21 protein-coding genes are annotated in these 25,927 nt (G+C 59.3%); 10 read left to right on the top strand and 11 right to left on the bottom strand.

Features of this window, described 5'->3' with window-relative positions; translation table 11 throughout:
• The first annotated feature begins 113 nt into the window (after positions 1-113).
• From PH552_RS06655 to PH552_RS06620, 8 genes are all read left to right on the top strand, one after another.
• Positions 114-2,201 carry an ABC transporter substrate-binding protein gene (locus PH552_RS06655; RefSeq protein ID WP_112344560.1) on the top strand — a complete coding sequence of 696 codons (2,088 nt, stop codon included), beginning with the start codon at positions 114-116 and terminating at the stop codon, positions 2,199-2,201.
• Between the two features lie 158 nt (positions 2,202-2,359).
• Positions 2,360-3,370, top strand: a complete 1,011-nt coding sequence (locus tag PH552_RS06650; protein WP_112344559.1) for an ABC transporter permease — start codon at positions 2,360-2,362, stop codon at positions 3,368-3,370.
• On the top strand, positions 3,370-4,497 hold the full coding sequence (locus PH552_RS06645; RefSeq protein WP_112344558.1) for an ABC transporter permease: 1,128 nt from the start codon (positions 3,370-3,372) through the stop codon (positions 4,495-4,497). The genes PH552_RS06650 and PH552_RS06645 overlap by 1 nt, the downstream gene beginning before the upstream one ends.
• Positions 4,498-4,510: 13 nt before the next feature.
• The gene (locus PH552_RS06640; RefSeq protein WP_112344557.1) at positions 4,511-6,181 is read left to right on the top strand and encodes an ABC transporter ATP-binding protein; all 1,671 of its coding nucleotides are present in this window, start codon (positions 4,511-4,513) and stop codon (positions 6,179-6,181) included.
• 18 nt (positions 6,182-6,199) lie between these two features.
• Positions 6,200-7,570, top strand: coding sequence for an alpha-glucosidase/alpha-galactosidase (gene melA, locus PH552_RS06635; protein WP_113250308.1), 1,371 nt, complete (start codon positions 6,200-6,202; stop codon positions 7,568-7,570).
• 180 nt (positions 7,571-7,750) lie between these two features.
• On the top strand, positions 7,751-8,893 hold the full coding sequence (locus PH552_RS06630) for a fumarylacetoacetate hydrolase family protein (protein WP_112344555.1): 1,143 nt from the start codon (positions 7,751-7,753) through the stop codon (positions 8,891-8,893).
• A 458-nt stretch (positions 8,894-9,351) separates the two neighbouring features.
• Positions 9,352-9,942 carry an ankyrin repeat domain-containing protein gene (locus PH552_RS06625; protein ID WP_112344554.1) on the top strand — a complete coding sequence of 197 codons (591 nt, stop codon included), beginning with the start codon at positions 9,352-9,354 and terminating at the stop codon, positions 9,940-9,942.
• A gap of 36 nt (positions 9,943-9,978) precedes the next feature.
• On the top strand, positions 9,979-10,488 hold the full coding sequence (locus PH552_RS06620; protein ID WP_112344553.1) for a YHS domain-containing (seleno)protein: 510 nt from the start codon (positions 9,979-9,981) through the stop codon (positions 10,486-10,488).
• A 2-nt stretch (positions 10,489-10,490) separates the two neighbouring features.
• On the opposite strand, the gene PH552_RS06615 is transcribed toward PH552_RS06620, so the two are convergent.
• The gene (locus tag PH552_RS06615; RefSeq protein ID WP_183761212.1) at positions 10,491-12,698 is read right to left on the bottom strand and encodes an adenylate/guanylate cyclase domain-containing protein; all 2,208 of its coding nucleotides are present in this window, start codon (positions 12,696-12,698) and stop codon (positions 10,491-10,493) included.
• A gap of 380 nt (positions 12,699-13,078) precedes the next feature.
• Here PH552_RS06615 and PH552_RS06610 point away from each other — a divergent pair, with 380 nt between their 5' ends.
• Positions 13,079-15,250, top strand: coding sequence for a bifunctional diguanylate cyclase/phosphodiesterase (locus tag PH552_RS06610; protein ID WP_112344551.1), 2,172 nt, complete (start codon positions 13,079-13,081; stop codon positions 15,248-15,250).
• 165 nt (positions 15,251-15,415) lie between these two features.
• Here PH552_RS06610 and PH552_RS06605 read toward each other — a convergent pair whose 3' ends face one another.
• Both PH552_RS06605 and PH552_RS06600 read right to left on the bottom strand, forming a co-directional pair.
• The gene (locus PH552_RS06605; RefSeq protein ID WP_112344550.1) at positions 15,416-18,490 is read right to left on the bottom strand and encodes an efflux RND transporter permease subunit; all 3,075 of its coding nucleotides are present in this window, start codon (positions 18,488-18,490) and stop codon (positions 15,416-15,418) included.
• A gap of 9 nt (positions 18,491-18,499) precedes the next feature.
• Entirely contained in the window at positions 18,500-19,621 is a 1,122-nt protein-coding gene (locus tag PH552_RS06600; protein ID WP_245430458.1) for an efflux RND transporter periplasmic adaptor subunit, read from the bottom strand.
• Here PH552_RS06600 and PH552_RS06595 point away from each other — a divergent pair.
• Positions 19,599-19,880, top strand: coding sequence for a hypothetical protein (locus PH552_RS06595; RefSeq protein WP_145644310.1), 282 nt, complete (start codon positions 19,599-19,601; stop codon positions 19,878-19,880). The genes PH552_RS06600 and PH552_RS06595 overlap by 23 nt on opposite strands.
• A 262-nt stretch (positions 19,881-20,142) precedes the next feature.
• On the opposite strand, the gene PH552_RS06590 is transcribed toward PH552_RS06595, so the two are convergent.
• The 8 genes from PH552_RS06590 to PH552_RS06555 form a co-directional block, all read right to left on the bottom strand.
• A complete protein-coding gene (locus PH552_RS06590; protein WP_162737003.1) occupies positions 20,143-20,913 on the bottom strand; it encodes a helix-turn-helix transcriptional regulator in 771 nt (256 codons plus the stop codon).
• 266 nt (positions 20,914-21,179) lie between these two features.
• Positions 21,180-21,779, bottom strand: coding sequence for an acyl-homoserine-lactone synthase (locus PH552_RS06585; RefSeq protein WP_285165757.1), 600 nt, complete (start codon positions 21,777-21,779; stop codon positions 21,180-21,182).
• 75 nt (positions 21,780-21,854) lie between these two features.
• Positions 21,855-22,547, bottom strand: coding sequence for a helix-turn-helix transcriptional regulator (locus tag PH552_RS06580; RefSeq protein WP_162737002.1), 693 nt, complete (start codon positions 22,545-22,547; stop codon positions 21,855-21,857).
• Between the two features lie 451 nt (positions 22,548-22,998).
• A complete protein-coding gene (locus tag PH552_RS06575) occupies positions 22,999-23,478 on the bottom strand; it encodes an MEKHLA domain-containing protein (RefSeq protein WP_432422030.1) in 480 nt (159 codons plus the stop codon).
• Positions 23,479-23,587: 109 nt separating this feature from the next.
• Positions 23,588-24,187, bottom strand: a complete 600-nt coding sequence (locus tag PH552_RS06570) for a TetR/AcrR family transcriptional regulator (RefSeq protein WP_245430457.1) — start codon at positions 24,185-24,187, stop codon at positions 23,588-23,590.
• A gap of 14 nt (positions 24,188-24,201) precedes the next feature.
• On the bottom strand, positions 24,202-24,630 hold the full coding sequence (locus PH552_RS06565) for a hypothetical protein (RefSeq protein ID WP_112344544.1): 429 nt from the start codon (positions 24,628-24,630) through the stop codon (positions 24,202-24,204).
• Positions 24,627-25,070 carry a hypothetical protein gene (locus tag PH552_RS06560; protein WP_112344543.1) on the bottom strand — a complete coding sequence of 148 codons (444 nt, stop codon included), beginning with the start codon at positions 25,068-25,070 and terminating at the stop codon, positions 24,627-24,629. The genes PH552_RS06565 and PH552_RS06560 overlap by 4 nt, the downstream gene beginning before the upstream one ends.
• Before the next feature lie 254 nt (positions 25,071-25,324).
• On the bottom strand, positions 25,325-25,855 hold the full coding sequence (locus PH552_RS06555; RefSeq protein ID WP_112344542.1) for a dihydrofolate reductase family protein: 531 nt from the start codon (positions 25,853-25,855) through the stop codon (positions 25,325-25,327).
• Positions 25,856-25,927: the final 72 nt, after the last annotated feature.

Raw genomic sequence — 25,927 nt, 5'->3', positions numbered from 1 at the left:
AAGGTTGAGGCGGGATCTTAAGGGGATGTCCCGCTTCAACCAGCCATCTTTCGTTTCAAAGGAGGAAAGCGAGGTCTCGAACGGAACGCTCGCGATTTAGGGAGAGAGAAAAGATGAGACATTTTCGACCGATCGGCCTTCTGGCTGCGTTGACGATTGCCACATCCGCAATCGCGATCAGCGCCCATGCGGCCGAACCGACTGTGCCACCCGTTCCACCGGTCTTCCCGGCGGAAGGAAAGATCAAATATGTCGAGCGCAACTCCATTCTGGAGTTCAAGGCGCTGCCGGAATATCACGAGCCTGCCTGGGTGACGGAGAAGTTCGTCAAGACCGGCAAACTGCCGCCCGTCAAGGATCGTCTGCCGAAAGAGCCGCTCGTGTTCAAAACCGGCAACATGCCCGACGGCATCGGTGTCTATGGCGACACGCTGCGTCATGTCATCGGCGGCCGGCCGGAGGGCTGGAACTACGGCGCCGGCCAGACGCAGGGCTGGGGCGGCATCGACATCGGCCTTTCGGAGTGCCTGACGCGCACGGCTCCCCTGTTTCAGGTCGAGGCGAAGGATACCGAACCACTACCGAACCTCGCCAAGAGCTGGGAATGGTCCCCCGATGGCCATAAGCTCACCATGCACCTCATCGAGGGCGCGAAATGGTCCGATGGCGCGCCCTTCAACGCCGACGACATCATGTTCTACTGGGATGACGAGGTCATCGATCCGAATGTCTCGCCGCTTGGCGGCGGCGCATCGCCGGAAGCGTTCGGCGAGGGAACGACGCTGAAGAAAATCGACGATTACACGATCGAGTGGACCTTCAAGGATGCCTTCCCGAAACAGTATCTCTACACGATGGCCTACCCCAGCTTCTGCCCGGGCCCATCACATATCCTCAAGCCGCAGCACCCGAAATATTCCAAGAATACCTACGACCAGTTCAAGAACGCCTTCCCGCCGGAATATATGAACATGCCGGTCATGGGTGGCTGGGTGCCGGTCGAATATCGTTCCGACGACATCATCGTCATGCGCCGCAATCCCTATTACTGGAAGGTCGACGAAAAGGGCAATCAGCTGCCTTACCTCAACGAGTTGCACTACAAGCTCTCGACCTGGGCAGACCGCGACGTGCAGGCGGTTGCCGGCTCCGGCGATCTGTCGAACCTCGAGCAGCCGGAAAACTTCGTCGCCTCTCTGAAGCGCGCCGCACAGCCGGATGCTCCGGCCCGTCTCGCCTTCGGTCCCCGCCTCATCGGCTATAACCTGCAGATGAATTTCTCCGCCAATGGCTGGGGCAATCCGGACGCGCGTGCACAGGCGGTACGTGACTTGAACCGCAACGAGGATTTCCGCAAGGCCGTCACCATGGCGCTCGATCGCAAAGCGCTCGGGGAGTCGCTGGTCAAGGGACCGTTCACGGCGATCTATCCGGGTGGCCTATCCTCCGGCAGCAGCTTCTATGATCGCAATTCCACCGTCTATTACCCGTTCGATCTCGCTGCTGCGAAGGCCGAGCTGGCAAAGGCCGGACTGAAGGATACTGATGGCGACGGTATCGTCAACTTCCCGGCCGGCGTCAACGGCGGCAAGGATGTGGAGATCACCCTGCTGGTCAGCAGCGACTACACCACCGACAAGAGCCTTGCCGAGGGCGTCGTCAGCCAGATGGAAAAGCTCGGGCTACGCGTCATCATCAATGCGCTGGTCGGTCCTAAGCGCGACGATGCCAACTACAGCGGCCGCTTCGACTGGATGGTGCGTCGCAACACCACGGAGCTTGCCTCGGTCGTGCAGAACACCGAGCAGCTGGCACCGGTCGGCCCGCGCACAAGCTGGAACCACCGCGCCCCGGAAAGCGGACAGCTGGATCTGATGCCCTTCGAAAAGGACATGGTCGATGTCGTCAACAAGTTCATCACGTCGAAGGACAATGACGAACGCGTGGCGTTGATGAAGCAGTTCCAGAAGATCTCGACGGAGCATCTCTACAATATCGGCCTGACCGAATATCCGGGAGCTCTCATCATCAACAAGCGCTTCTCCAACGTTCCTCCGGGCACACCGATCTTCCTGTTCAACTGGGCTGAAGATTCCATCATCCGTGAACGCCTCTGGGTAGCGGCAGACAAACAGGGCAAATACGAGCTGTTCCCCGAGGAACTGCCGGGCGCCCCGGGCGGCGCCGGCCCGATCAAATAAGGTTCCAAACGACCCCATGGCAGCCGGCATGACGCCGGCTGTCGTGGAAATCCGAAGCATTCCAGCGATCAGCATCGCCGGACAAACATGAACCGCTGGCGCATATCGTCCTCACCGGATCGCGATTGTCGACAGCATCAAGAGAAGCGAACCGTCCGATGTTACGATTCCTGCTCGTTCGCATAGCGTCCGCCGTTCCCGTGCTCCTGATCCTGAGCGTGGTGACCTTCGCCATCATCCAAGCCCCGCCGGGCGATTATGCCGATTACATCCGCTCGCAACTGATAAACCAGGGCGGTGCGTCCTTCGAGCAGGCCGATGCCCAGGCGCAGGCCTATCGCAAGGAACATGGCTTGGACAAGCCGATGATCGTCCAGTATTTCAACTGGATCGGCGGCATCGTCACCAGGGGCGATTTCGGCTACAGCATGGTCTACAACAAGCCGGTGGCCGATGTCGTCGGCGAGCGCCTGCCGCGCACCCTGGCCTTGGCGCTGGTGTGCCACATCCTGGCATCGATTCTCGGCATCGGCTTCGGCATATGGGCGGCGACGCGGCAATATAGCTGGATCGACAATCTGCTTGCCGGCATCTCCTTCCTCGGCATGACGGTGCCGCGCTTCCTGATGGCGCTGATCATCGTCTATCTCCTCGTCTTCCAGCTCAACGTCTCGGAGATCGGCAGCTTCTTCTCGCCGCAATATGGCGGCGCGCCCTGGTCCTGGGCCAAATTCGTCGATCTCGTCAAGCATGTCTGGCCGGTCGTCGCGATCGCCACCTTCGGCGGCCTCGCCTACAATATGCGCATCATGCGCGGCAACCTGCTCGATACGCTGAATGCCCAATATGTCGAGACGGCGCGCGCCAAAGGCCTTTCCGGCGGCGCCGTCGTCATGCGCCATGCCGTACCGAATGCGCTGCATCCTCTGATCATGTATCAGGGCGTGGTTCTGCCCTATATGCTGACCGGCGAGATCGAGACCGCGATCATCTTCACGCTGCCGACGGTCGGGCCGGCGATCGTCGGCTCGATGGCGGTCGGCGACGTCTACGTGACCGCAACCTTCATGATGGTGCTTTCGGCAACCCTCATCGTCGGCAACATCATCGCCGACGTGTTGCTTGCCCTGCTCGATCCACGTGTGCGCCAACAGGGAGGGATCCACTGATGCTGGCCTTCAGCAACGCCCCGCCGCCGCCCGAAGAGAAGATCAAGCAGAAGAGCGGCAACGAGAGCTACATCGCGCTGGTCTGGCGTCGCCTGAAGCGCTCCTGGACCGGCATGGGCGGCCTTACCCTCGTCGTCCTGCTCCTGCTGATGGCGATCTTCGCCGAATTCATCGCACCGCTCGACCCGAAGGCGACCGATACCGGCTTCGCGCCGCCGCAGGTCATCAGCTTTCACGACAAGGATGGCAACTTCGTCCTCCAGCCTCGGGTCTACGCGCTTGCCGAGACCAGCGATCTCGATCCGGTCACATTCCAGCCGATCGTCGGACCGGATTACGATCACCCTCGCCTGCTTGGTCTCTTCGTCAAGGGCGACCCCTACCATCTCTTCGGCCTTATCCCCGGTGACCGGCATCTCTTCGGCGCCACCGATGGCGGCCCCGTCCATTTCCTCGGCACGGACAAATTCGGCCGGGATGTGCTGTCCCGCGCCATTTACGGTTCGCGCATCTCCTTGATGATCGCCTTGACGGTGGTTGCCATCGTCACCGTCGTCGGCACTGCTGTCGGCATGATATCCGGCTATTTCGGCGGCACGCTCGATGCCTGGATCCAGCGTTTCGTCGAAGTGGTACTGGCTTTCCCGCAGCTGCCGCTCTACCTGGCACTGACCTCGCTGATCCCAGTGACGGCTCCGACCAACGTCTTCCTCGCCTTCGTCATCATCGTCATGTCGGCGCTCGGCTGGGCGCAGATGTCGCGCGAGGTGCGCGGCAAGACGCTGGCTCTGGCGCGCATCGATTATGTCCGGGCGGCCATGGCGGTCGGCGCGACCGATCGGCGCATCATCCTGCAGCATATTTTCCCGAACGTCATGAGCCACGTGATCGTGACCGTGACGCTCGCGATCCCGAGTGTCGTGCTGCTGGAATCCTTCCTCGGCTTCCTCGGCTTTGCCGTCAAACCGCCGCTGATCTCCTGGGGTCTGATGCTGCAGGATACGTCGACCTATTCGGTCATCGGCTCCTATCCCTGGATCCTCACGCCCGTCGCTTTCGTTCTCGTTACCGTCTTCGCCTTCAATGCCCTTGGCGACGGCCTGCGCGACGCGATCGATCCCTATTGAGAGGAGAATGGATATGGCTCTTGCACTCGTCAATTCCTTCGCTCCCGACACGCGGCTCGATGCCGCGAACAAGACAGCCGCGCCCGTCATCGACGCCCGCAACATTGCCGTCAAGTTCAAGGTCGAGGACGGCATGGTCGATGCTGTCAAGGACATCACCTTCCAGCTTTATCGCGGCGAGACCATCGCCATCGTCGGCGAATCCGGCTCGGGAAAATCGGTGACCGCCCGCACCCTCATGGGCCTGCTGACCAAGCGCGCCGTCGTCTCCGACAAGTCCGCCGTGCATTATGATGGCAAGAACGTGCTGAAATTCTCCGAGCGTGCGCGCCGGCAACTGCGCGGCGACCGCATCTCGATGATCTTCCAGGAGCCGATGAGCTCACTCAATCCGATCTACACCATCGGCAGCCAGATCGTCGAAGCGATACGAGTCCACCGCAAGGTCAGCCGCCGCGACGCCGAGAAGCGGGCACTCGATCTCCTGAAGCAGGTGCAGATCCCCGATCCGGAAGCGCGGCTGAAGCAATATCCGCACCAACTCTCGGGTGGGCAGCGCCAGCGCGTGATGATCGCCATGGCGCTCGCCAACGACCCGGACGTACTGATTGCCGACGAACCGACGACGGCGCTCGACGTCACCGTGCAGGCGCAGATTCTGAACCTCATCCGCAACCTGCAGAAGCAGCTCGGCATGGCCGTGATCCTGATCACCCACGACCTGACGGTCGTGCGCCAGTTCTCCGACTATGTCTATGTGATGCAGCATGGCGAAATGCGCGAGCACAATACGACGGAGGCACTCTTTGCGCGCCCGCAGCATCCCTATACACAGCACCTGCTGACTTCGGAGCCGCGCGGACAGGCAAAGCCGCTGCCGCCGAACTGCGACACGATTCTCGAAGGCAAGGCCGTCAAGGTGGCGTTCATGCTGCGGCACGGCAGCTTCTTCAAGCCCGACATGCGCGAACTCGTCGCCGTCGACAGCCTCAATATCGAGCTGCGCCGCCACGAGACGCTCGGCCTTGTCGGCGAATCCGGCTCGGGCAAGACCACCTTCGGCCAGGCGCTGCTGCGGCTGATCGATGCCGATGGCGGCGAGATTTTCTTCGACAGGCAGCCGATCCATGGCCGGTCTCGCGCCGAGATGCGGCCTTTACGCTCGCGCATGCAGATCGTCTTTCAGGATCCTTTCTCGTCACTCAATCCACGCATGACCATCGGCCAGATCATTTGCGAGGGGCTGGTGGTCAACAATCTCGGCGCCAACAAGGCCGAGCGCCTGGAGCGCGTTAAGGAAGCGCTCGTCAGCGCCGGCATGCCGGCCAACATTCTCTCGCGCTTCCCGCATGAATTTTCCGGCGGCCAGCGCCAGCGCATCGCAATTGCCCGCGCCATCGCGCTCGAGCCGGAATTCATCCTTCTCGACGAGCCGACCTCGGCGCTCGACCTTTCCGTTCAGGCCCAGATCATCGACCTCCTGCGAAAGCTGCAGGATGAGAAAGGTCTGAGCTATCTCTTCATTTCCCACGACCTCAAGGTCGTCCGCGCCCTTTGCCACCGCGTCATTGTCATGCAGCACGGCAAGATCATGGAGGAAGGGCCGGTCGAACAGGTTCTATCGCATCCCAAGACGGCTTACACCGAACGCCTTGTCAGAGCGGCGTTCGAGGTGGCTTCATAGCATTCAGGAGATTTTGACATGACAGGCACTCCCAAGATCACATTCATCGGAGCCGGTTCGACCGTCTTCATGAAGAATATCATCGGCGACGTCTTGCAGCGCCCTGCCCTGGCTGGCGCCAGAATCGCGTTGATGGACATCAATCCGCAGCGGCTGGACGAAAGCGCCATCGTTGCCCGCAAGCTTGCCTCGACACTTGGCGCTCCGGCCACTGTCGAGACCTTCACCGACCAGCGCAAGGCGCTCGACGGCGCGCACTTCGTGGTCGTCGCCTTCCAGATCGGCGGCTACGAGCCCTGCACCGTTACCGATTTCGAGGTGCCGAAGAAGTATGGCCTGCGCCAGACGATCGCCGACACGCTCGGCGTCGGCGGCATCATGCGCGGTCTGCGCACCGTTCCGCATCTCTGGAAGATCTGCGAGGACATGCTCGCCGTCTGCCCGAATGCGATCATGCTGCAATATGTCAACCCCATGGCGATCAACACCTGGGCGATCGGCGAGAAGTACCCTAATATCAAGCAGGTCGGCCTTTGCCATTCCGTGCAGGGCACGGCCATGGAACTGGCCCACGATCTCGATATTCCCTATGACGAGATCCGCTATCGTTCCGCCGGCATCAACCACATGGCCTTCTATCTCGAATTCGAGCATCGTCAGCCGGATGGTTCTTATCGCAATCTCTATCCCGATCTCGTCCGCGCCTATCGCGAAGGACGCGCGCCGAAGCCTGGTTGGAACCCCCGCTGCCCGAACAAGGTGCGCTACGAGATGCTGACCCGTCTCGGCTATTTCGTCACCGAAAGCTCCGAGCACTTCGCCGAATATACGCCCTATTTCATCAAGGAAGGCCGCGAGGACCTGATCGAGAAGTTCGGCATCCCGCTCGACGAATATCCGAAGCGCTGCATCGAGCAGGTGGCGCGCTGGCAGAGCCAGGCGGAGGAATATCGCACGGCGGAAAAGATAGAGGTCAAGCAATCGAAGGAATATGCCTCGTCGATCATCAATTCGGTCTGGACCGGCGAACCTTCGGTCATCTACGGCAATGTCCGCAACAATGGCTGCATCACCTCGCTGCCGTTCAATTGCGCGGCGGAAGTCGCCTGCCTGGTCGACGCCTCCGGCATCCAACCGACCCATGTCGGCGACCTGCCGCCGCAGCTGACGGCCCTGATCCGCACCAACATCAATGTGCAGGAGCTGACGGTCAAAGCCTTGATGACTGAAAATCGCGAGCACATCTATCACGCTGCGATGATGGATCCGCACACGGCAGCCGAGCTCGATCTCGACCAGATCTGGTCGCTGGTCGACGAGCTGCTGACAGCCCACGGCGACTGGCTGCCGGAATGGGCGCGCGGCAATCGCAAGGTTCAGGCCGCCTGAAGCCTCTCTCTCCCGGCTTGCGGCCCAAAGGCCCCGCGGCGCTGCTGCGGGGCCTTACGTCTTTAACCGAATTGAAGAAAGTGAAAATCCAAAACGTGGGCGAATACCGCATCGATAACGGATGGCAAAGCACATTTGCCTGGGTTAGAAAACACACGCAGTTTGGAGGAGACGAACGACATGACGAGCTCAGACACATTCACCACCGGAACATTCGTCGGCCGCATCTGGCGCCCGGATGTGGAAGGCCCTGCCCTCGTCACCGTTCGGGACGGCACACTATACGACATCACCTCGAAGGACGCGCCGACCATGCGCGACCTTCTGGAAAAAGATGATCCGGTGGCTTTCATTCGTGCACAGAAAGGCGAAGCCATCGCCAAACTCGACGATCTGCTTACCGCCAAGGCCAACCACTTGGTCATCCATCTTCTCGCGCCCATCGATCTGCAGGCGATCAAGGCCTGCGGCGTCACTTTCGCCCGCTCGATGCTGGAGCGCGTCATCGAGGAGCGTGCCGCCGGAAATCCGGATCTTGCCGAAGCGATCCGCGGCAAGGTGACCGCGCTGATCGGCGACAGCCTGCGCAACTTGAAAGCCGGTTCACCGGAAGCCGCCAAGGTCAAGGCCGCACTGATCGAGGAGGGTGTGTGGTCGCAATATCTCGAAGTCGGCATCGGACCGGATGCCGAAGTCTTTTCCAAATCGCAGGTCATGTCCTCCGTCGGGCAGGGTGCGGATGTCGGCCTGCATCCGATCTCCAAATGGAACAATCCAGAGCCGGAAATCGTGCTCGCCGTCGACAGCCAGGGCCGAGTCAAGGGCGCCACCCTCGGTAACGACGTCAACCTGCGCGATGTCGAGGGCCGGTCCGCGCTATTGCTCGGCAAGGCGAAGGACAACAACGCCTCTTGTTCGATCGGCCCCTTCATCCGCCTGTTCGACGAAACCTACGGCCTGGACGACGTGCGCTATGCCGATCTCGACCTGAAGGTCGAAGGCGAGGACGGCTATGTGCTGCATGGGCGCTCCTCGATGAAGGAAATCAGCCGCGATCCGCTGGATCTCGTCTCCCAGACCATCGGTCGCCATCACCAATATCCCGACGGCTTCGTGCTGTTCATGGGAACGCTATTTGCTCCCGTCGAGGATCGCGACACGCCCGGCCAAGGCTTCACCCACAAGGTCGGCGACATCGTTACCATCTCCAACGACAAGCTTGGAGCGCTGCGTAACCGCGTGCTGCTGTCGACCGAATGCGCGCCATGGACGTTCGGAACTTCGCATCTGATGCGCAACCTCGCCAGGCGAGGATTGATCTGAGACCTTGAAAAAGGACGGGAGTTGGCTGTCCGCTTGGAAGACGGCATGGACGAGACGGGGCAAGAGAGTGCGGTTTCATGAGAACCGCGATGTCCGTTCTCAATGGGAATCGAACCGACGGCCCGTCATCTTGATTTCTCAGGGCAACAGATTTGTCGAACCAAAGAGCCGGAGAAAGTCGCTCAAAATCAGTCTAAACACCCCAGCATTTTTCCATGCAGCAATCTCGCCATTGTAATAACAACCAATGCTATTTTATTTTAGCAATGCAATCTGCGCTCGACTGTGTCCTCACGCCAGATCTTCTTACCGCATATTGAGTGGCGATACCCAAGACACCTTTAAACACTCACCATCTAAACTCGTTGCTGCGCGATTTCTTGATTACGACGTCGTATTCGTGATACGTTAAATGTTCTTTCGCACCGGTGAGGTCGTCTTGTTGGACGAGGTTTGCGATGAGGGTCGTCAGCGGATTTATGGCATGCCTTTTACTCTGGACGCCGCTCGTCTATGCAGACCCACTGCATGACGCCGCCCAGACCGGCGATCGAGAGCGCGTCGCGCAATTGATCGCGGCCGGCATCGATATCGGCGTCCCGAACGAGTCCGGTGAACCGCCCCTGCTCATTGCTGCGCTCGCCGGGCATAAGGATATAGTCGCGCTATTGCTGGAAAACGGTGCCGATATCGAATGCCGTAACAAAGGCGGCCTTACCGCGCTGCATGCCGCCGCCTACGGCGGACATCTCGACGTGGTCGAGCTGCTGGTGTCGAAAGGTGCGAAAGTTAATGACGACCAGAACTTCTACCACATGTCACCGCTGCATGCTGCTGCCGAGGAAGGGCAAGCCGATGTGGTAGCCTTCTTGGTGGCGCACAAGGCCGACCTGGAAGCGAAAGAGCGTAACGGCTACACGCCGTTGACCCAGGCCGGATGGCGGTCCCACTGGGATACCGTTGGACTGCTACTGAAGGCTGGAGCGGTCTGCCAAAAGGCTGATCTCGTTGGCGACTGGCTCTTTGCCGAATGCACCAAGCGCCAATAGCACCACTTCAACTGCCCGAAAAGGGAGGACCGATACATGTCTCGCAAACAGGCAGGACCCGCCGCACTGATCTTCGCAGGCTTGGCAATCGCCATTGCCGCGCCGGTCTGCGCCGAGGAGCCGGTCAACACCGGCTATTTCGGTGATGTCGCGATCAAGGGATACGATACGGTGGCATATTTCAGTGAAAACAGGGCCGTACAGGGATCCTCGGCCTATTCGCATCGCTGGCTGGGTGCCGAGTGGCATTTCGCCAGCGCCAAGAATCGTGACCTGTTCATCGCCGATCCCGGAAAATACGCACCGCAATACGGCGGCTATTGCGCAGACGGCGTTTCCTTCGGCACGGTGACCACCAATATCGACCCTAATGCCTGGCGCATCATCGATGGCAAGCTGTACCTGAGCTACGATCCTGGTGCCGCCGACGGCTTCGAGAAAAAGCCGACAAAGGTCATCGACTCCAAGAAACATTGGTCGGAAGTTCAGAACACGTTGATTTCCGAAAAAATGCAAAAGGACTGGCAGCACACGCCGGCAGACTGATTTCATGGTGCCGGTGAAAAGAACATCAGTGCCTGAGGGGTCACGTGGACGTATTGGGCGTCGGGCTGTCCGGCATCCCTGTTCCTATAGACCTGCCCGCAGACCATGCGGTCCAGGAAATAGCCACTAAACCTCTCGCACAGCCTATTTCCCTTCACGTCGACCGTGCCGGTAATATTGGTATTGGCGCTCCTGTAGGCGGTGTTGCCTGCCTTATCAAAATACTGGACGAAGGTCGTTCCATTCTTGTGTTTTCCAGCCCAGGTCTTTCCGTCGATTAGATCGCGCAGCGCCTTCTCGTCGAGCCGATCGGCATCGCTCCCGACAAATCCGAAAGGCCATGCCGGAATACCTGCGGCCTTCAGCCCGGCGAGGTGATGCTCCAGTTCCGGTGGACGCCAGTAGTCGTAGAGATACCCGTAATAGGCGAGATTGCTTTCCGGGAAGAGTTCCAGAAGCTTGGCCTTCTCCGCCACGCTTCGCACCCGGTCGCCATCAAAGCCATAAGCCGCTGTCAGATATTCGCGCGCCGGTTCGGCGTTCGGCAACGCGTCGCGCGCCGCTTCTATAAGAGGGATGGCACGATTATTGTCTCGCACCGTGTAGAGAACGATGCCCGCCAGCAGCTGGAAGCTCGGCGATGGCGCCGGATCAAGCCTGAGCGCCCTGTCGATTTCGGCAACCGCCTCGTAATGGCTTCCCGTTTGGGACAGGATCAACGCCAGGTTACCTGCAGCTTCAGCGCTGTTCGGCTGGGCCGCCACGGCCCGGTTTGCCGACTCCCGGGCTTCGACTTCCCTCCCATCGACCAGTTGCAACAGGGCGAGCACGGTATGGGCCCGCGCATTGTTCGGGTCAAGCTTCAGCGCCTGTCCCGCCGCATCATAGGCGATCTTGCGCGCCACCGCCGCCGACCAGAGAAAATTGTAATCGTTGCGCCAAACATCGACTGCGACGCGCGCGATCCCGGAGTGCGCGTCGGCAAAATTCGGATCGAGGTCGATCGCCTTCTGGTAATAGGAAAGCGTCCGGCGATAGGTCTCCACATCGCTGTAGAGCAGCCCTTCGTGCTCTGCGCGCATGTAATAGTCGTAGGCTTCGAGGTTATCGCTCGGGATCTTCTCAATCTGCGTGCGCTCGCCTTCGTTGAGCTCCACCTTCAGCGCCGAGATGATCTTGCCGGTCACATCGTCTTGAATTGCAAAGAGATCGGCATATTGCCGGTCGTAGCGTTCCCCCCACATGGAGAGTCCCGTCAGAGCGTCGATCAATTTCACATTGATCCGCAACTGCAGCCCCGCCCGCTGCAGCGTGCCTTCGAGCAGGTAATGCACGCCGAGTTCCGCCGCCACGTCCTTAGTCTTGCTCGTATCGCCCTTCAACGCAAAGACCGAATGCCTCGCAATGACAAAAAGCCCCGACACTTTGGAAAGTTCGGTAATCAGATCGTCCGTCAGCCCTTCGGCCAGGTGATCTTGCTCCGAATCGCCGCTGACATTGATGAAAGGAAGGACGGCGACCGACGGCTTGTCTGGCAGAGGATAGGCGAAGCGGCGGACGAACGCCGGCGTCTCACCAATGTCCAGCCTGTACCAGAGATAAGCGCCACCGCCGACAATCAGAGACAGTGCGATAGCCAGGACCGCGCCGCGGCGCACACGCTTGGGCAATTGCGGAAACCGGCGGGCCGCGGCCGGATCGAAAGCGACTCTGTAGACCCGGATCGGCTCGGCAATGCTCTTGACTTTCTGCCGCCCGAGCGAAATGAAGCCGACATCGATCTTCGTCTTCACCTGATCATAGGTCGTGCCGGAGATTGCGATACCGCCAGGTTCGGCCAGCGTCTGCATGCGATCGGCAATGTTGACTCCATCGCCGTGAATATCCTCGTCCTCGACGATGATGTCGCCGAGATTAACCCCGATGCGGAACCGCAGCGTCATGGCGCCGTCGGTGGCCGAATTCCGCTTCGCCTTCTCCCGCTGAATGGCGATCGCGCATTGCAAGGCGTCGACGACACTATGAAATTCTACGAGCAGCCCGTCGCCCATCGTCTTGACCAGCCGGCCGTGATGTTCGGCTATTCTGGGTTCGATGACATCATCCAGATCTGCCTTGAAGTTGCGGCGCGTCGCTTCCTCGTCGATCTGGCTCAGGCGGCTGTAGCCTGCGACGTCAGCGATCAGAATTGCTGCAAGACGGCGCTCCATGCCCCTCCCCGCCGACCGCGATGGCCCCTGCGGCGTATCTTACCCCAGGTCGACTGGCGAAGCCATTGCGCGAGGGCCATCCCGCATGGGAGACGTCTGTGGTTTTGCTCTTGAGGGATCCGAAGTTGATACCTGCGCCACCATTTACGACCGCTTCGATATGTTGACCCCGAAGCTCTGACGACGTTGAAGCATTCTCAGACTCGATAGACCTGTACGCCCGGGACGAATCGGAAATTCCGGCAGGAGGTTTTTAACCACGCCCCTTAATCGCACTTACACAATCACGTGATAATTCATGTGATGCAGCGCCTTGCGGACATGATGTCTCCTGCAGTCCCCTCTGACATGGTCTTTCCAATTCACATCTCGGACTTCTCATGTCGCTTCATCTCGCGGCTGGGCATGTGCGCGCTCAGACCTCTTCCGTATTTGCCGTAACTGCCTGCTTTCTTGCTGTTGCTCTCTTGCTGACAAGCCTGGTGGCGCATGTTGTTGCCACGATGACGCGCTCGATGAACGATATCGACGATGCCCGGGCGGGCCGCGCGGCCGAGGCCGGAATTGCAGCGCTGGTGTCGCGTCTAGGCGCCACCATCAGAGATAACGCCGTATGGGACGATGCCTACAACGCCATCGGCACCGCGACGGCCGCTGACTGGGCCTATGCAAACTGGGGAAAGGTCAGCGCGAACTATCCGCTATATGATGGCGCGATCGTGATCGGACCGGATGACGCAACACTTTCCGCCTACATCAAGGGCAAACCGGTCCAGCCCCGGGATCTTTTCGGCCACCCGTTCGACCGCCAAATCGTGGCCGCCGCCGGCCCGGGCCAGGATCCGATCGTGAATTTCATGAAGACGGAGAACGGCATTACTCTCGTCGCGTCACAGGCCATCCAACCGTACACGCCCGCCGCCGTGCTTCCGAAGCTAAGTGTGCTGAGCTTCACCAAGGACCTGACGCCTGAGATCCTGGACACGCTATCGGACGAACACGAACTCGAAGGATTGCACCTCACGCTCGCGCCCGAACAAGGCCTCCTCAACTGGCCAATCAAGGATATGAATGGCGCCCCGATCGCTTATCTCGCCTGGCCCGGCAAAGCGCCGGGAACCGCGGCGCTGTCCAAGGTTTCCCCTTATATCGCGACGGCCGTCGTCATTCTTGTCCTCTTCCTCGGCGGCGTTCTTTTGGCCGGCACGTCCGAAGCGCGGCGTCTGCGTCAGCTCGCGCAGACTGCCCACTTTGAAGCCAGTCATGATAGTCTGAGCGGCTTACTCAACAGACATGGGCTTCTGAACGCGCTGGATAGCATGAACGCATCGGCCGCAGCACCGCTGTCGCTCTACCTGATCGATCTCGATGGCTTCAAAGCGGTCAATGATGCCTGGGGGCATGCCGTCGGGGATGATCTGATCCGCATGATCGCGCAGGCGCTACCGACGTGCCATTCCGAAATTCTCGCCGCTGCAAGGCTTGGCGGCGATGAATTCGCGTTGGTGCAGGTCGGGCATGCCACATGCGGTGAGGTAGAGAAATCCATCCTCGCGGTATTTGGGGAACCCTTCAAGATCGACGGGCGGACGATCGAGGCAGACGCCAGTATCGGCGCGGCAATCTGTGCGGGGAACATGGCGCCTCTTGAACTTCTGCGCAGAGCCGACATGGCCCTTTATCGCGCCAAGGAAAACGGCAAGGGGCATGCGGTCGAATACAATCCCGGCCTCGATCAGGATCGTCAGCGGATCGCCGAAATGGAAGGCATGCTGAGACAGGCCATCAACAGTGGCGCAATCGAACCCGTTTTCCAGCCCCTGGTCTCCGCGGCAACGGGCATGACCACCGGTCTCGAAGCTCTGGCGCGCTGGCGTAGTCCGGCGGGAAGCATCAGCCCCGAAATATTCATCCCGCTTGCGGAAAAATCCGGCCTTATCGATGCTCTCGGCATCCATATGCTGCGAACCTCCATCGCTTGCGCGAAGAACTGGAGCGGTCTGACACTATCGGTCAACGTATCGCCCATCCAACTGTGCAATCCGGATTTCGGTGCGCAGGTGATCGCTGTCCTGCAGGAGTTCGCTTTCGATCCGACCCGTCTCACCTTGGAAATTACGGAGGGTGTTCTCATTAGCAATCCGGATCAGGCGCGGCGGTCGATCAATCAGCTCAAGAGCATCGGCATCAGGTTTGCGCTCGACGATTTCGGGTGTGGTTATGCAAGCATCGGCGCATTGCGGCAATTTGGGTTTGACCGCGTGAAGATAGACCGCTCGCTGGTATCCAGCGTGGAAGACGAGGGAAATGGGGTCGACGTTCTTCGCGCAACAATCTCCCTTGCCACGGCGCTCGGAATTCCGGTGACCGCGGAGGGGATCGAAACCGCCAATCAAGCGGCGATATTACGCGCCGCCGGCTGCGATCAGCTTCAAGGATATATGGTCGGCAAGCCCGTTCCAGCGGATGAAATCTCGCGAAGATTGCTTCGCAAAGATCAGTCACGCGAATATGCGGGCGTCGAATCCAGCCTGTCTGCCGCGCGGGGGTGATGATAGGAATTCCGAAGCGCGTGCCCTCCGTCGACGGCACGCGAGACGACGGCGACCACCGTACCGGTCTTTCGCAAAGAGACGGTCGGCAAGATGATGCCGCGGCTGAGTTCGATCGAGACAATGCCCGGCCACTATGGCGCGTAGGCCTGATGGCGGTTCCGGTCAATGCACGGGCGCCGGTTCCGCTTCGGATGCAGCCCGCTTATGGTGATCGGCGGCAAGCAGCATGTAGACGGCAGGCACCACGAAAAGCGTGAACAATGTCCCGATGGCAAGCCCCGCCGCGATCACGAGGCCCATGTTGAAGCGGGCGGATGCGCCGGCTCCGGTCGCCAGGATCAGCGGCACGACGCCCAAAACCATAGCGCCGGTCGTCATGAGGATCGGACGCAGACGAATGCCGCAGGCACCCTCGATCGCCTCCCGTTTGGTCTTTCCGGAGGCCTGCAACGTATTCGCCACCTCGACGATCAGGATACCGTGCTTGCTGATCAGCCCCATCAGCGTCACCAAGCCGACCTGCGTATAGATGTTCATCGTCGCGCCGCCGATGCCGAGGCTGATGAAGGCGAGCGCGCCCGCAATCGACATGGGCACCGACACAAGAATGATCAGCGGGTCGCGGAAACTGTTGAACTGCGCCGACAGCGCCAAGAACACAATGATCAAGGCTAGGGCGAAGGTGGTAGCCATGCCGCTGGATTCCTGCACATATTGGCGTGACTGGCCTCCGTAATCGACCGAGTACCCCTGTGGCAGCGTGCGCGCCGCGATCGACTTGAGGGTTTCCAGCGCATCGCCGACGGCGACGCCCGGGGCCGGCACGCCCGAGATGGTGGCCGAATTCAGCTGCTGGAAATGCGCAACTGAACGCGGCGTCGCCTGAAGCTTCGCCGTCGCGATCGCCGAAAGCGGAATCTTGTCGCCGTTCACGGTTGCGATTGGATAGTTCATGATCTGATCGATGGTCTGGCGCGAGCGCTGCTCCACCTGCGGTATGACCTGATAGGAGCGGTTGTCGATGCTGAAATAGTTGACGTAGCCGCCACCCAGCATGGCTGCGAGCGCCGAACCGACATTGTTCATCGACAGGCCGAGAGCCGATGCCTTGTTGCGGTCGATCTGGATCGAATATTGCGGATTGTCGACGTAGAGATCCTTGGTCAGGAAGATGAATTCACCGGATTTCTGCGCTTCCTGCAGGAACGTATTGGATACTTCGTTGAGCTGGTTGAAATCGCCGGTGCTGCCGATGGCGAACTGCACGGGCAAGCCACTCGCGCCAGGCAGCGGTGGTATCTGGAAGACCACCGCCTGTCCGCCGGCGATTTTTGCGAGGTCAGCCTGTACCAACGGCTGCAACTGGTCCGCCGTTCTGGTGCGCTGATCCCATGGTTTCAACACCATGCCCTCGAACGAGGTGCCGGGCACCTCGACCTGCAGGGTATGATCGGTTTCGGGGAAGCTGGCGAAGATCTTGTTGACCTGATCGGAGTTGAGCAGCTTTTGGTCAAGCGTCGCGTTCGGGGCATTCGTCATCTGCGCGGCGAGGAATCCCTGGTCTTCGTTGGGAGCCAGCTCGGTCTTGGCGCTGGTGTAGAGGAAATAGATGCTGCCGAGGACGATTGCGGCAAAGACCAACGCCACCGGCACAGTGTTCAGGCTGCCGTGCAGCATGCGCACATAGGGCCGGTGGATTTCAGAGAAGCGACGGTCGATGAAATCGGAGATTCGCTCCTCCCAGCCGCTGCGATCGGTCAAATGCGGCTTCAGGATGCGCGAACACATCATCGGCGTCAGCGTCAGCGCGATGATCATCGAAACGGTGACAGCGCCGACCAGCGTAAAGGCAAATTCCGTAAATAGAGCGCCGGTCAGGCCGCCCTGGAAGCCGATCGGCACATAGACGGCGACCAGCACGACGGTCATTGCAAGGATCGGCCCCACCAGTTCGTGCGCCGCGGCCAGCGCCGCTTGCATCGGCGGCGCCCCTTCCTCGATGTGACGGTTGACGTTCTCCACGACGATGATGGCGTCGTCGACCACGAGGCCGATCGCCAGCACCAGGGCAAGCAGCGTCAGAAGGTTGATCGAGAAGCCAAAGATCAGCATCATCGCGAAGGTGCCGACCAACGACAGCGGTATGGCGACGATCGGAATGGCAACCGATCGCGGTGAACCGAGAAAGGCGAACACCACGAAAATGACGATCACCAGAGCCTCGATCAGGCTCTTGACCACCTCATCGATCGACGTGGTGACGAAGGTGCTGGAATCGTAGACGATATAGCCTTGGAGCCCCTGCGGCAGCTGCGCCTGGATACTCGGAAACACGGCACGTACACCGGCGATCACATCGAGCAGGTTTGCCGTCGGCGTAATCTGGATGCCCATGAACACGCCATCCTGTGCATCGAACCGGATCTGAACATCCGGATTTTGCGACCCCAGCACGACGGTAGCGACATCCTTCAGGCGAACGATCGTGCTGCCGATCTGCCTGACCACCATCTCCCTGAATTCATCAGCCGAATGCAGATCGGTCTGTGCCGTCAGCACCGTCTGAGTCATCTGGCCGCGCGTCGTGCCAACGCCGGAAATATAGTTGTTGTTTGCGAGCGCCGTCGCGACATCCCCGGCCGTTAATCCATAGGCAGCGAGCCTATCGGGCTTCAGCCAGGCTCTCAAGGCGAAGGTTCGCGCGCCAAGGATTTCGGCTGTCTGAACGCCATTGACCGCCTGCAGCTTAGGCTGAACCACGCGCGTCAGATAGTCGGTGATCTGGTTGCTGGCCAGAACATCGCTGCGGAAGCCGATATACATCGCATCGATCGACGTGCCGATGGAAACCGTCATGATGGGCTGTTGCGTGCCGTTCGGCAGCTGGTTGAGAACCGAGGATACCTTGGCATTGATTTCCGTCATCGCCGCGTCGGCACTGTAGTTGAGGCGCAGGTTGACGGTGATTGTCGATGTGCCGCTGGTGCTTGAGGATGTCATGTAATCGATGCCGTTCGCCTGGGCGATGGCGTTTTCGAGCGGCGTCGTGATGAAGCCGGCGATGACGTCGGGTGCCGCACCGGGATAGGTGGTTGACACCGTGACGACGGCATTCTGGGTCTGCGGATATTGACGGACGGTCAGCGTACGGAACGACTGGTAGCCGATCACGACAATCAACGCGCTCACCACGAGGGCAAGGACAGGGCGCCGGATGAAGATATCGGTGATATTCATCGCCACACCTCAGTTGGGGTTTGCCGGATTTGCGTTGGGATCGTTCGACGGCTGTACATCATTGTTGATGATGACAGGCGAGCCGTTATTGAGCTTCAATTGGCCGGAGGTCACCACGACTTCGCCCGCGTTTATACCTTTGATCACCGCGATCTGATCGCCGCGCGCCTGCCCGGTGCTGACGAACTTCTGACTGGCGACGAGCTGCGGCTTTCCATCCGGCATCTTGCCTTTATCGGTCACCACATAAACGACGTTGCCATAGGGATTGACGGTGACGGCAGTCTGCGGCAGAGCGATATACTCTCTCGGTTCACCCACCACCACAGAAACACTGCCGAACATGCCGGGCAAGAGCTTACGGTCGGCATTAGGAAACGTTGCACGGATGGTGATGTTACGGCTCTGAGTGTCGACCAACGGGCTGATTGCCGTGATCTTGCCATCGAAGGTCTGGTTGCCATAAGCGTCGACCGTCGCCGTCACCGCTTGGCCGACCTTCAACTGCGATAGGGCTTGCTGCGGCAGCGAGAAATCGAACTGGATCGGATCGAGCGATTGCAATGTGACGACTGCGGTTCCGGGCGCCAGATATTCGCCGAGGCTGACCAGCCGGATACCGAGGTGTCCATCGAAGGGTGCACGGATCGAATATTGATCGATCAGCGCCTGTTGCGAGGCGACCTGCGCCTGCGCAGCCTTCCATGTGGCCAGATCGCTATCCACTTGGCTCTGCGCAATGGTATTTGCCTTGATCAGCTTGGAATCGCGCTCATAGGCGATCTGCGCATTTGTCGCCGATGCCTGGTATTGCTGCAGCGTTGCGATCTGCTGGTCGGCAAGCAGCTGGACGATGAGATCGCCCTTCTTGACATCCTGGCCGTCCTGAAACCCGATCTTCTGAACGATGCCCTGGACCTGCGCCGAGAGATTGGCACCCTCGACGGCATTGAAGCTGCCTATGGATTGCAGCGTGGTCTGCCACGGGCTCGTTGCCGCCGTGATGGTGGAGACCGTCTGCGGTGGCGCCTTGAGATTAGCCAGATACGCCGCGATCATACGGTTCTTGAATGCCTGGAAGCCGAAAATCCCGCCCAGGATCAGGCCTATGACGATCAGCATGATCACCATGCGTTTTATCATGACTGGTAACTCTATTTTTCGGGAACGGGTCGCTGAGAATTCTGCTGACGTCGGCTCTGGCGAGGCTCACGAGAGGCCTTTCCACGCCAAAGTTGTCGCATCCTTGCTGGCGCCTGCGATCGGCGCCAGCTTTGAAAGCGATCTTGATCGGGGTTGGCTGGATCGCGGGATACGGCACATCTATGTCGATAGCCGCCGAACAACATCTTTCGGCCGCCGTATGCAGCATCGACTTCATCATGATTGAAGCTGGTGGCGTCCAAGTCGGCCGTCCTCAGCAAACAGACCAGTCAAACGTCATTCGCACGCCTCTGCTTCTGATTCAGCACGAGTTTTTACGATCCGAATTACGATAGCCAATTTGCTATGTCCGAACCATATTTAGTAGAGTCCTGAATAAAGGCAATAATGGTACCGAAACTATCAACGTCCGGCGGAAACAAACTCGCCCGATCACTATTCCGTGCAGTCTGGCGAAGCCTCCCAGTCAATGTCGCAGAGAGCCGATCCTACCTTATCAGGCCGAGCCGAATGGCGATCGCAATGGCATTGGTTGTATTTTTTGCTTCGAGCTTGTCGCGAACCGAGCGCAGATGCTTTTCGGCGCCGTGATGGGTGATGCCCATCCGCACCGCGATCTCATGATCCCGCAAGCCATCCGCGGCCAATTGCAGCGCACGTCTTTCCCTTGGCGTGACCCCCTTCAGCAACGGAAGCTGATCCAGGTCCCTAAGCTGGAAGGCACGGTCCACTGCAAAGGTCGCCAGCAATTGCAGGCCGCCGCGCTCCTGCTCCTTGATTTCGAGATGTTCACCGCCGATGGAAAAGCCTATCACGGTTCCATCGAAAGTCTGCAGGGCGATGGTGAAACCCTCGCGCAAACCAAACTCTCCGGCTTCCCCCATGACATCGCGCGCCCTCGTATTCTGCAGTCTCCAACCCTCTATATCCCGCCAGAAGAACGGGGCATGCTGCTCCTTGACCATGTCTATCGTCGGATCGTGGCGCAGATAGTCATTACTGAAATAACGAGAGATCCAATCGGTCGGCCACGCATTGAGAAGAATATGGCCGACTTGCTGCCGCTTCGTGTCGCCGATCGGCGGCATTGTGCCCGCCAGCACATTTGTCGCGCCGAAGCGGCTGATATAGACGAGCACCAACCGCAGGATGTCAGCCTCGGTCTGCGCCGCCTCCATCGCGGTTATCAAGGCAGTCGTTTCTTCAAGCAGATGCGCCGGCATCGTTTCCGCGGAAGGTGACGAGGAATGCGTCTTCATACTGATCTCACAGACTAGTCGAAAGCTGGAAGGACTGTTTATATTCAACATTCCTCATTAATTATGAATGCCTCAAGAGAGAGGAAATTGAAAGGACCGGAACCTACCTCCGATACCTCCCAACATGCAGGAATTCACCGCAGGATACCGGTGGATGCGTCAGGCGCTCCAGCACGGAGCTGGGCAACCGTGCTGGAGCGCTGATTTTATGGAGCAATGAAGCTGCATATCTGCACCTGCAGCCAAAACAGTTCACGGCATTCCATCTAAGCCGCGCGACGGCGCAGGTCCGTCTTCAGGGAACGAAGTTTCGTCAATGTACGCTCATCGAACGATGCGGTGACAGCCACGACATCCTCTCCCGAGATCGACTGCGGCAATCCAAGCGCGCTGACCCGGAAATGAAGCTGCAGCAGCCGGAGGATCCAAAGCGGCTGCATTTCGATGATCACGGTATTGATATCGTTTTCCAAGCCCCATTCGACAAAACCCGAAAGCAGCGCGTTGGAGACCGCGCTCACGGCACGACCATGTTCCCTGTAAGCCGGCTCGACACAATAGCGCGTCCATTCCCAGATATGCCGGCCAATAGGCCTTTCCTGCTCGCAAAGCTGCGGCAGCACCTCGGACAGAAGATGGGGCTTGGTGGAGGGCAGCATTCGCTGATATCCAAGAACCTCGCCTTCATTGATAAACAGCATATGCACGGCGTCGGCCGTATCGAATTGGTCGGTCTCGCGACCATCGGCACGCGTCAGATCATTCCATCCGCGCTCATCGACGAAGACGCGGTGCCGCAGACGAAATGCCTGATCCATCTCGTCCTGATAGTCGTGCATGTTCCGGTCGGTGACAATATGAAGCATCTCTACAGCTCTCCTGTTTGGGCAAGCTGATCATCGAGCCGTTTCACGATCACCACAGGTACGGAAAAGCGTACCTCACGAAATCAGACCCTTTCGCAAAGCAAGGGCAATTGCGTGATTGGTATTACGCGAACCAAGCTTTTCGCGGCAGGAGCGCATGTACTTGTCGATGGCATGATCGGTGATTCCGAGGCGCGAGGCGATCTGCCGCTCCTTCCAGCCTTCGGCGGCCAGCTGAAGCACCTCACGCTCCCGTGCCGTCAATTTAACGACGCTGCTGTTTTGCTGGGTGCGCCGGATCTGCAAGGCGCGATAAACAGCAAAATTCGCGACAAGCGCCAGATTCTTCTTGTTTTCGGGCGCGAGTTCAAGCCGCTCGCCGGCGATCGAAAAGCCGACATGTTCAGGCCCCAGGCTCGGAAGCGTCATGGTGAAACCTTCCGCAAGGCCGAACTCCTTGGCTTCGCCCATGACCCGCATGCCGGACCGAACTCCGACGACTTCGTCCTCATTCCAGAAAAAGCTTTCAAGCCCTTCGCGTACCAGCGTGATCGTCGGATCCTTGAAGACATAGTTTTGAGAAAAATAGCGAGCCGACCAATCATTCGGCCAGGCATTGATCAAGACATGGCCTATCTGCTGGCGTTTGGTCGCGCCGATCTGAGGCATGGTGCCGACCAGAACATTGGTGGCGCCGAACGGCTCCACATATCGAATGACGACCTCGGCCAACTCCTCCTGAGTTGTGCAGGCCTCGAGCTCCGTCAAAAAATACTGTGTTTCCTCAAGGGTGCGAGCCGGAAAAATTGGATTGCCGGGCAATATCCAGTGGTTTGACATAACGACGATCTTCGAAGTTTCACGATGAAGCAAGAAATTTGGCCACGACACAGGCCAGAAACTTCGGGCAGTGCATTGGTGTTATTTGTTCATATATTCAACGATGCGGTCTCATCAACGCGACGATACCAGGACGGCGTCACGCAATGCGCCTGACCCGGCAATGCCGAAGTATTTCACCTTACTATACACGTCGTACAGCCGCTTGACGACCCGCGCCGGAGCAGATGAGACACGCTTTGAAGGCGGAGACCGAGCGTCCGTTCCTTCAGCGTCATCGAGGGTGGTCCGCAGCCTGTTCCGCCTCGCGGACTTGGAACATGACGCGGAAGAGCATTATCGATTTTGGAGCGACATCGGGCTTTCCCCGTTAACCGCGCTAGGCATCCTTCCATTTGGAGAATGTGGCGGCCTGTCCGCGCAGAGTCCCGTCGCGATCCACGAGCTGCCAGACAATGCCGTCTTCGATCCAGAAACGACGTCCAGATTTTGCGATCCGCAGGCCGCGATAGTCGGAAATAAAGCCATTGCGCGTCACTGCGTCCAGCAGTCGTTGGCGCTCCGCACGATCGGGAAGCTCCGCCGAAAGCCGCGAAGGAAGCGTCACGAACTCATCCCACGGATATTCGAAGCACTTCTGCGCAGTCTTGTTGGCGTAGACGAAACGGGGATCGGCGTCCGTATTGTGGGCGACGACCACGAAGGGCGCGTCGCGATAGAGCCAATCCGGCCCGGATCCTCCATCGACGAGAGCAACGCCGACTATGCGACGAAAACTGTCCGTCAGAAGGTCGAAGAACGTATCATCGACCGATAAATCAACTGCCCTGCCTTCAGCTTCGCCTGCCATCAATCCCATCCTGTCACTCGGTGCATCGACGGTGCGATACTTAGCAAAATACCACGAAGATCAAGTGGCGACGGCCGGTCTTTGATGGGCCGGCTTGCGGATTGTCCGCGCAGGTCGCTCAGGGGCAGACGGAGCGCCGACAGAAATCCGTGACGACATCGACCAGTTTCTGCCGGTCGACGGTCGATCCTTCGGCCAGGCAGTCGTCGACGGCGCTGTGCATGGCATTAAAAAGCATGACGGCCGAGAGCCGGGCATCGATGAAGGAGAAGGCTTTGGCTTCCCGTCCTTCGAGCAGGAAGGATGACAGGCGGGTTACCAGCGAATTGGCGCGTTTCATGCTTCGTTTGGGTGGGTGGAATTCATGAAAAACCAGATCGTGCAGCGCGACCTCATCGAGATAGCCGACCACGCATGATCCTATCCAGACATCGAGCCGATGCATCCAGCTGCCGGAGGATGCCGCTGCGGCAGCAGCGTCGATCTTTTCACAAAAGCGCTCGATAAAGCGCGTCTTCAGAGCGGCAAGAACATCTTCCTTCGTTTGGAAATAGAGATAGAAGGTGCCCTTGGCGACATCGGCGGCCTCGACGATTTCCGCAACACTGGTCGCGGCAAAGCCCTTCTCCAGAAACAGCCGCTGCGCAGCATCCATCAGCTCCTCCCGGCGGACTTCCGGAGGCTTGGTGCGCGGGCGCGGGCGTTCTGCGGTGGTCACGGATTTTTCCTCATCTACAGGCTATCAATGGCAAGGCCCGCCGGCGCGAGAATGGAACGGCATAGCCATTCCACAGCAGGCGGAGCCTTGTTGAAGATTTCTAGCGGCATATGAAGCGGAAGACGAGCAAGACTTTGCCGCACGCCGTCAGCCGTCGCCGCCGGAACGACGACGGCAATGCCGAGAAGAAACCGATGGAGGGCTTCGCGGGCAATCCCGATCCGCTGCGCCACCATAGCCAGTATGGCAGCATCGCTCACGAGCGGCTGCTCGTATGCCGAGATCAACAGAAGCGCAAACGGCTTTTCCTGCGCCAGCCAGCGCTCGACTGTGTCGAGGCCCGATCTAACCCCATCGGCGTCCAGCCTTGCTTCCGCGACCAGGATCGCCAGCGGCCAATGCGTCTCGTCGCAATCAGGGAGCAGCGTTTCGAATACCATCATGACGGCCTACACAAATCGGTCAGGCTCCGCAGCACATGCCCCATGTGCACCGGCTTTCCGCGCGCCGCAGAGACCGAGGCGAGCCACATCGTCGCTTCATTGACCTCATCGAAGATCTGCGCGGGGACGTCATACAGCCTTTCGGCGTTCATCCAGCTCATCTCCTTCACGGCAGCGATCGGCACGACGGTCGCCATGCCAATCACGAGCCGCTTGATCCGCCCGCCGTTGGATTGAAACCAGGTCCTTGCTTCCGTTGCACCGCCTTCGGGGTGCTTGGTTGCGCCGAGATCCGTCAGGACGCGCAGGGTCGAAAAGGGTTCGCCACGGTCCAGCCACGACGTCCAGTCGGAGAGGAAAGCAAGCTGTTCTTCGGGCGATATCGAACCACGGGCAGCCGACAGCACAAGCGGCCATTGGCTAAGATCGTGACGGATCATGACGGGTCTCTCCTAAGCGAATGAGAAAGGACAGGCGCCGGTCCGCGCCGGTCCGCGCCGGCGCTTCCAACCCATGAACAAGGACAATCATTCGACCCCCTTTGGATTCCGATAGGAGTAAACGTTATGACTGACCGTCGGTCATTTGTAAAGAGCAATACTGGACGACTGCCCACTTCGTAGGACACTTCCCTGCGCGCCTGGTCATGCAGCCGCGAACGATCACGGCAACCAAGGGCTATTATGCCGTGCAGCTATACGGGAACGTATGTCAACCTGATCACGTCTTCGCCAATGCGATCGCTTGCCACCAGGCGGAGCGGCGGCCGCGGGCCGGCGAAGAATGGCTTGCCGCGACCCAGCACGACGGGATGAAGATATAGCCGATATTCGTCCACAAGACCGAGGTCGGTCAGACTGCGAGCCAGCTCAGGCCCGGAAACCTCAATGTCTCCATCCAGTCGCGCCTTCAGTCCGCGTATCGTCGCCTCGAAATCATCCGCGACAAGAGTGGCGTTCGGTCCGACGGACTTCAGCGAGCGCGACACGACCCATTTCGGCTGGCTTCGCCACGCCGCCGCATAGTCACGTCGCTCCTCATCCCACTCGGAATGATCTTCGTCCCAATAGCGCATGACCTCGTACATGCGGCGACCATAAACGCTGCCGGCGAGACCGCGCACGTCGTCGATGAAATGACGAAAGAGCACCCGGTCGGGCGCAAATTTCATGTGGTCGACATAGCCGTCCAGGGACTGGTTCAAAGCGAACACAAGCTTCGCCATGCCGCAGGATCTCCCCCCCAAGAGTCATCAAAAAGGCACAAGCCGATACTAGGCTGAAATGGAGTTCGTTAC

Origin of the sequence: Rhizobium aureum, from assembly GCF_030182495.1 — a bacterium.
Classification (GTDB): domain Bacteria; phylum Pseudomonadota; class Alphaproteobacteria; order Rhizobiales; family Rhizobiaceae; genus Rhizobium; species Rhizobium tropici_C.
This window is presented reverse-complemented; position numbering and strand designations above follow the sequence as displayed.